The 7,400-nt window shown below is 36.9% G+C and carries 7 protein-coding genes; all 7 read right to left on the minus strand.

From position 1 onward, the window contains the following. Window positions 1-244: 244 nt before the first annotated feature. On the minus strand, window positions 245-1,600 hold the full coding sequence (gene hflX / locus Q1J40_RS04330) for a ribosome rescue GTPase HflX (RefSeq protein WP_301098822.1): 1,356 nt from the start codon (window positions 1,598-1,600) through the stop codon (window positions 245-247). A gap of 5 nt (window positions 1,601-1,605) precedes the next feature. Beyond that, window positions 1,606-1,872: an RNA chaperone Hfq gene (gene hfq, locus Q1J40_RS04335; RefSeq protein WP_301098816.1), complete on the minus strand. Its 267-nt coding sequence runs from the start codon at window positions 1,870-1,872 to the stop codon at window positions 1,606-1,608. Window positions 1,873-1,937: 65 nt separating this feature from the next. Then, window positions 1,938-2,879 carry a tRNA (adenosine(37)-N6)-dimethylallyltransferase MiaA gene (gene miaA, locus Q1J40_RS04340; protein WP_502306656.1) on the minus strand — a complete coding sequence of 314 codons (942 nt, stop codon included), beginning with the start codon at window positions 2,877-2,879 and terminating at the stop codon, window positions 1,938-1,940. A 111-nt stretch (window positions 2,880-2,990) separates the two neighbouring features. Continuing rightward, on the minus strand, window positions 2,991-5,594 hold the full coding sequence (gene mutS / locus Q1J40_RS04345; RefSeq protein WP_301098817.1) for a DNA mismatch repair protein MutS: 2,604 nt from the start codon (window positions 5,592-5,594) through the stop codon (window positions 2,991-2,993). Between the two features lie 203 nt (window positions 5,595-5,797). Further along, on the minus strand, window positions 5,798-6,196 hold the full coding sequence (locus Q1J40_RS04350) for a MerR family DNA-binding protein (protein WP_301098818.1): 399 nt from the start codon (window positions 6,194-6,196) through the stop codon (window positions 5,798-5,800). 16 nt (window positions 6,197-6,212) lie between these two features. Next, the gene (locus Q1J40_RS04355; protein WP_301098819.1) at window positions 6,213-6,842 is read right to left on the minus strand and encodes a cation efflux transmembrane domain-containing protein; all 630 of its coding nucleotides are present in this window, start codon (window positions 6,840-6,842) and stop codon (window positions 6,213-6,215) included. A 134-nt stretch (window positions 6,843-6,976) separates the two neighbouring features. Next, a complete protein-coding gene (locus tag Q1J40_RS04360; protein WP_301098820.1) occupies window positions 6,977-7,126 on the minus strand; it encodes a hypothetical protein in 150 nt (49 codons plus the stop codon). Between the last annotated feature and the right edge of the window lie 274 nt (window positions 7,127-7,400).

Raw genomic sequence — 7,400 nt, forward strand, 5'->3', positions numbered from 1 at the left:
TATTATCGGGGCTTTATTTTTCTATAACACCACCAATTAGTAACTTTGCATAAATATCTAAAATAATAATTCAATATCGCAAATGAGAGAATTATCATTTTGCGATCTTTATAGAATTTCTGTAATTTTTTGGTGTAATGCTTCGCTTTTATAGTGAAAAATATGATTACTACATAAGATAGTAACTCCTCAAATCATCATTTTTTATATGATATTACTATTATTAAGAAACTATTCTTATTAACTAATTCAACCAATTAACTAATTCAATATAGTCTTTTAAATCACTAAATTGTTTTAGCCATTTTTGCCATTGAATTTTATTGACTTTAACCATAACTAGTCGATCACCAAATTCATTAAAGCTTTCTTGTTCAATACAATTTTGCAAACGGAATTGAGTATAAATATGCCCTGCTGTGGGTGGCAATAATACCCTTTCTATAATCGATTCATTTTTAAGCAACAACCGCATTGCTTCAAAGAGTAAATTTATGCCTTGATTTGCTTGAGCAGAAATATAAACAGCAATAGGTTTATTTTCATCGGAATATTCAATATGAGGTAAAATATCCTCTAATTGATCGACTTTGTTGAAAACCAATAATGTTGGGATTTCTAAAGCCCCTATTTCTGATAGAACCTGATTCACAGCTTCGATATTTTCATTTTTACGTTCATCTGCAACATCAATAACGTGTAGCAACAATGTTGCATTAGTTGTTTCTTGTAAGGTTGATTTAAAGGCTGAAACTAAGTCATGAGGGAGAAAACGAATAAAGCCCACTGTATCGGCTAAAATCGTTGTACCAACGTCCTGTACCTCAATTCTACGCAAAGTAGGGTCTAAGGTAGCAAAGAGCTGATCTGCGGCATACACACCCGCATTTGTTATTGCATTGAATAAGGTAGATTTTCCTGCATTTGTATATCCAACTAAGGATACTGTCGGGATATCAGCTTTCTGGCGTGTTTTACGATTCTGATTACGTTGCTTATTGACCTTTTCTAAACGATTTTGCAACTGTTGAATACGCACTTTAATCAAACGTCTATCCGTTTCTAATTGCGTTTCTCCGGGACCACGCAAGCCAACAGCTCCACCTTTTTGTTGATCTTGATTGCCTAAGCGTCTAACAAGACGAGTCGATAAATGGCGAAGTTGGGCTAATTCAACTTGTAATTTACCTTCGTGTGATCTAGCCCGCTGAGCAAAGATATCCAAAATTAATCCCGTTCTATCCACTACTCGGCAATTACAGATAGCCTCCAAATTACGAGCTTGTGCCGGACTTAATTGGTGATTAACTAAAACAACGGTTGCACCCATTTCTTCGACAGCATCAGCAATCTCTTGTGCCTTTCCTTGCCCTACATAATATTTAATGTGTGGAGCAGTACGTGATGCAGTTAATACAGAAACAACTTCTACACCAGCTGATTCAGCCAATGTTTGAAATTCGATTAAATTATCAATATCTTTAACTTGTGAAAGGTAGAGATGGACAACTACTGCTTTATCTTGAGGAGAAGAAAGATGAAGACCAAACGAGTTAACATTCTCGTTTGGTTTATTAAAATTATGTTCTAATGTATTAATAGTTATTATTCCACTGTTTCACTTACTTCTGCAGATTGAGGTTGTTGATTTGTATTATTGTTATGAGTAATCGCTCGTGCAGGGACAACAGTAGAGATTGCATGTTTATAAACCATTTGACTCACTGTATTTTTAAGTAAAATAACAAATTGATCGAATGATTCAATTTGTCCTTGAAGTTTAATTCCATTTACTAAATAGATAGACACAGGAATACGTTCACGACGTAATGCATTCAAGTACGGATCTTGTAAAGATTGACCTTTTGCCATTTTATTATCCTTCTAATAATTATAGTTTTAAAATTTATCTAGCTGCCAAAGGCATATTGATATTATCATAATTCATCTTGTTTTTGTGCGAATTTTTCAATCATTTTTTGATAAGATTTTTCAGGAGTCAAGCTATCCAGCCATTCTAATTCACTTGCCCAACCTCTTAGCCATGTAATTTGGCGTTTAGCTAATTGACGGGTTGCACTAATACCTTTGAACATTGCTTCATCAAAGCTAATTTCACCCGCCAAATATTCCCACATTTGGCGATAACCCACACAACGAATTGACGGTAAATTAATATGCAAATCTCCACGCGAAAATAACCGCTTAACCTCTTGTTCAAACCCCATTTCAAGCATTTTATGAAAGCGTTGTTCGATACGTTGATGTAAAACAGCACGCTCTTGAGGCGCAATAGCAAATTGTAGAATATCGTAAGGTAGTGCTTCACCTTGCTGAGCAGTAAGTTCTGTCATTGTTTTACCCGAAATATAAAATACTTCCAATGCACGATTAATCCGTTGGCTATCATTGGGATTAATTCGCTGGCCAGCCACAGGATCAATACGCAATAACTCTTGATGCAGTGTTGACCACCCTTCTTGTTCCGCTCGCATTTCAATTTTTGAACGGACTTCTGGATCAGCTGAAGGCAAAGGCGATAATCCATCTAACAAACCTTTGTAATACAGCATTGTGCCACCAACAAGTAACGGGATTTTACCTTGAGCAGTGATATCTGCCATTTCTCGTAGTGCATCTTCACGGAAATTTGCTACTGAGTAGCTTTCAGCGGGATCGATAATATCAATCAATCGATGAGGAGCTAATGCCAATTCTTCTTTACTTGGCTTGGCTGTGCCGATATCCATTCCTCGATAAATTAAGGCAGAATCAACACTAATCACTTCAACAGGCAATGTTTGACGTAGCTTAATCGCTAAATCCGTTTTACCTGAAGCAGTTGGACCCATTAAAAAAATTGCGAGAGGTTTTTGCATAAAATTAATCATTAATAAAAAGCGGTGAGATTGTAACAAAACTTTGCAAAAAGTCTTAATAATCTTACCGCTTATAGAAAATAGGTTTCAATCTTTCACTAATTTTGTAGCTTAATCCAACAATCCTTTCAATTTGTATAACACTTCAAGGGCTTGTTTTGGGGTTAGCCCATCAGGATCAATATCTTGTAAGGCTAATTCAACTGCTGAGGGTTCAATAGACATAACAAGCGGTGAGTTTGTCTGTTCATTTTGCACATTTTCCGATAACCAATCTTGCTGTGGATCTTCGTTTAAAGCATTAGTTTGTTGCGATAACTGTTCTAATTGCGAGAGTTTTTGTTTCGCTAATTTGATAACAGGCTTAGGCACACCTGCTAACGCAGCAACTGCTAGTCCGTAACTTTTACTTGCCGCCCCTTCTTGCACTGCGTGCATAAAGGCAATGGTATCGTTATGCTCTAAAGCATCTAAATGCACATTTGCCACGCCTTTAAGCTGATTCGGTAAGCTAGTTAACTCAAAATAGTGTGTCGCAAATAACGTCAGAGATTGGGTTTTCTTTGCTAACCATTCCGCACACGCCCACGCTAAAGAAAGTCCATCATAGGTTGAAGTACCTCGCCCAATTTCATCCACAAGCACTAAACTGTTTTCGGTAGATTGGTGCAAAATATTCGCCATTTCAGTCATTTCAACCATAAAGGTTGAACGGCCTGAGGCCAAATCATCAGAAGCCCCGATTCGAGTAAATATACGATCAATTGGACCGATTTCCGCACTCTCTGCAGGCACAAAACTACCAATATATGCCATTAAGGTAATCAAAGCGATTTGACGCATATAGGTACTTTTACCACCCATATTAGGACCTGTTACGATCAATAAGTGTCGTTGTGCATCTAAATAGACAGGGTTAGCAATAAAGGGATCTTTTAACACTTGCTCAACTACAGGATGTCGCCCACCTTTGATATTGATACCTCGTTTAGCATTAAAGGTTGGCATTACATAACCTAGGCTTTCAGCTCGTTCTGCAAGGTTAGTCAATACGTCCAATTCCGCCAAGATTAAACTGGTTAATTGCAATTCCGCAAGATGTGGCAAAATCAGATCAAATAATTCATCATACAGTTGTTTTTCTAACGCTAAAGAAGCTCCTTTCGCCTTTAAAACTTTATCTTCATAAGTTTTTAATTCAGGGATAATATATCGCTCGGCATTTTTTAATGTTTGACGGCGAACATAATGCATTGGTGCTTTGTGAGCTTGCCCTTGGCTAATTTGAATGTAATAGCCATGCACCGCATTAAAACCAATTTTAAGGGTATCAATTCCTGTTTTTTCACGCTCTCTTACTTCAAGATCTTCTAAAAATTGCGTAGCCCCTGCAGATAAAATTCGCCATTCATCTAATTCTGCATTGTAGCCTTCGGCAATGACCCCTCCATCACGAATCAATTGTGGCGGATTATCAATAATCGCACGTTCAAGCAATGCGTGAAGTTCACTAAAATCGCCCATTTTTGCCAACATTTGATCCAAACAAGCGGTAAGATTACCCGTAGAATTTGTAATATCGGGTAATTGTGCTAATGCGGTTTTTAAACGAGTCAGATCACGAGGACGAGCCGTACGTAAAGCCACTCGAGCCAAGATACGTTCCATATCGCCCACTTGTTGCAATAAAGGCTGTAAGACCTCTACCCGTTCATTTTGTTGTAAAGCAAGAATAGTTTTCTGGCGATTATGTAATTTAGTGAAATCTCGAGTAGGTTGATGTATCCATCGTTTAAGTAAACGGCTACCCATTGGGGTGACACATTTATCTAAAACAGATGCAAGCGTATTCTCAACTCCTCCCGTTAAATTGGTGGTAAGTTCTAAATTTCTACGGGTTGCAGAGTCTAATAAAATGGTTTCGCTGTTTTGCGATAAATGAATAGCATTGATATGAGGTAATGCAGTACGTTGTGTTTCTTGAGCATAGTGTAATAAACAGCCCGCTGCACATAATGCTACTGTCGCTTTTTCTACACCAAAGCCAGCTAGACTTTGCGTACCAAATTGACGGTTGAGCAATTGAATTGCTGTTACTAATTCAAATTCCCATATCGGACGACGACGTAGCCCTTTGTAATGTTCCAACATTGCTTTTTCGGCAAAATCTTCTGGGTACAAGATTTCAGCAGGTTGTGTACGTTGTAATTCGGCACTCAATAAAGCTGTATTCGACAATTCGGTAATTAAAAATCGCCCTGAAGTCATATCTAAGGTAGCAAGAGCGTAAGTATTTTTTTCCTGATAAACACACGCAACTAAATTATCTTGTCGCTCTGGCAACAATGCTTCATCACTCACCGTACCCGGAGTTACAATACGCACGACCTTTCGCTCAACAGGCCCTTTACTGGCAGCAGGATCGCCAATTTGCTCACAAATCGCTACTGACTCACCCAATGCTACTAATTTTGCTAAATAACCTTCAACGGAATGATAAGGCACACCCGCCATTGGGATTGGCTCACCTGCCGATTGCCCCCGTTTAGTGAGGGAAATATCTAATAATGATGCCGCCTTTTTTGCATCTTCATAAAATAACTCGTAAAAATCCCCCATTCGATAAAACAGCAAAATCTCTGGATTTTCTGCTTTGATTTTCAAATACTGCGTCATCATTGGCGTGTGTTGAGGAGTGGTTTCTATATTTTTCATTGAGTTATGTTAGTAATTAGATGAATAAAGTAAGCATAAATAGATCACTTGAGTAATACAATATGCCATAAATAAAAATATCCCTTCATTATACTGAAATGAAGTACATTGATGATAAATTATTTTGAAACAGTCCTAGATAGTGATCCTTCTATTTAAATAAATAATAAGCAAAAACAGTTAAATCACTTTTGGTCTATGGATTATTCTTCTGTCAAATAGGTCAATACTTTACATTGGCGGACTTGATTATTTGAGCAGTTTTTCAAAGCCAATAATGTCTGTTTAATTTCTTGCAGTTGAGTGATTTTTAATTCCACATTTTCTAAATGCTTCGCCACCAAGCTATCGGCATCGTGGCAACTTTTTTGAGGATGATTTTTTAAGTCTTGCAATTGTTTGATTTCTTGAATACTAAAACCCAAAGAACGACAAACCTTGATAAAATGTAGCTCCTGTAGATTTTTATGAGTAAACAGTCGATAGCCATTTGTTGCTCGTTGAGGAGGGGTAAGAATACCCTTTGATTCATAATATCGAATAGTTTCTGGTAGTAATCCTGTTAATGTACTTAATTCTTTCTTTCTGAAAAATTGTGTCATATCAAGAACTCCTCTATTAAGGTCGGCAGCAACTATTTGGTTGGGTTCGTTGTGTTAATTCTTGATTAGCTTGTTTAATAATTTGCATACCTGAAGATAATGTCAAATAGGTCATCATTACTGCTACGATTAAATCAGGATAATGGGTTTGAGTGAGATAAACGCCATAAGAAGCACATACAACGGCAATATTGCCTAATACATCATTACGAGAACACAACCACACACTACGCATATTACTTTCACCATCTCGAAATCGATATAACATTACGGCAACTACTACATTCACAAACATCGCCGATACGCCTAAAACGCCCATATTACTGTAATTAGGTAGTTTCCCTTGAAATAATTGATATACAGTCAGAAAGGCTACTAATCCACCCAATGCTATCATAGAAGACCCTTTGATGATAGAAGCCTTGGAGCGGTAATAAATAGTCATAGGTAAAACAGTCAAGCTAATACCATAATTAGTAGCATCACTCAAAAAATCAATACTGTCGGCAATCAATGACACTGAATCTGCTTGTATACCAATAAATATTTCCATAAGGAACATTGTTGCATTAAGTATTAATGCTATCCACAAAACACGTTTAAAACTTGGGGTTCTCGTGGTAGAGATATCATGTAAACAAGCCATAGAAGTTTCCTTTTTTAATAAATCATTCCAATAAAGAATAATTCAAGCATAAAGCTTGTAGTTGATACAAAGTCAATTATTTACAATGAAATAAACTCAACAAGCGGTAAGATTTGCAGAAAATTTTGCAGATCTTACCGCTTGTATCCTTTTCTAAAATCCCGATTAATCAATCGATTAACGTCAATGGCAATAAAGATTTGACGACCTGCAAGACGATGTCCTTCTAACGCTCCATAAGAGTACATTGAGCAAGACATATCGACCATTGTGATTGGTGTCACAATAACTAAAGAATCAGTACCAAGATGCAGTTCTTTTGAACTCTAAGGCGGAATGAGTGCGATTGAATTGGTTAAATAAACACCGATATAACCTCCCTTTTCTGCTTTCCAACCGTATGTACCTGCACGCATCCAATGGGTAGTATTTTTGAGTGCAACAACCTCAATATCAAATTACTCTGCAATTTGTATTACACTATCCATCATTTTTTTAGAGTTTAAATTCTGCTTTTAATTCATCATAAGAAACTTTCATATAATACCTCTGATTTCA

The organism is Otariodibacter sp., from assembly GCF_029256985.1.
GTDB lineage: Bacteria > Pseudomonadota > Gammaproteobacteria > Enterobacterales > Pasteurellaceae > Otariodibacter.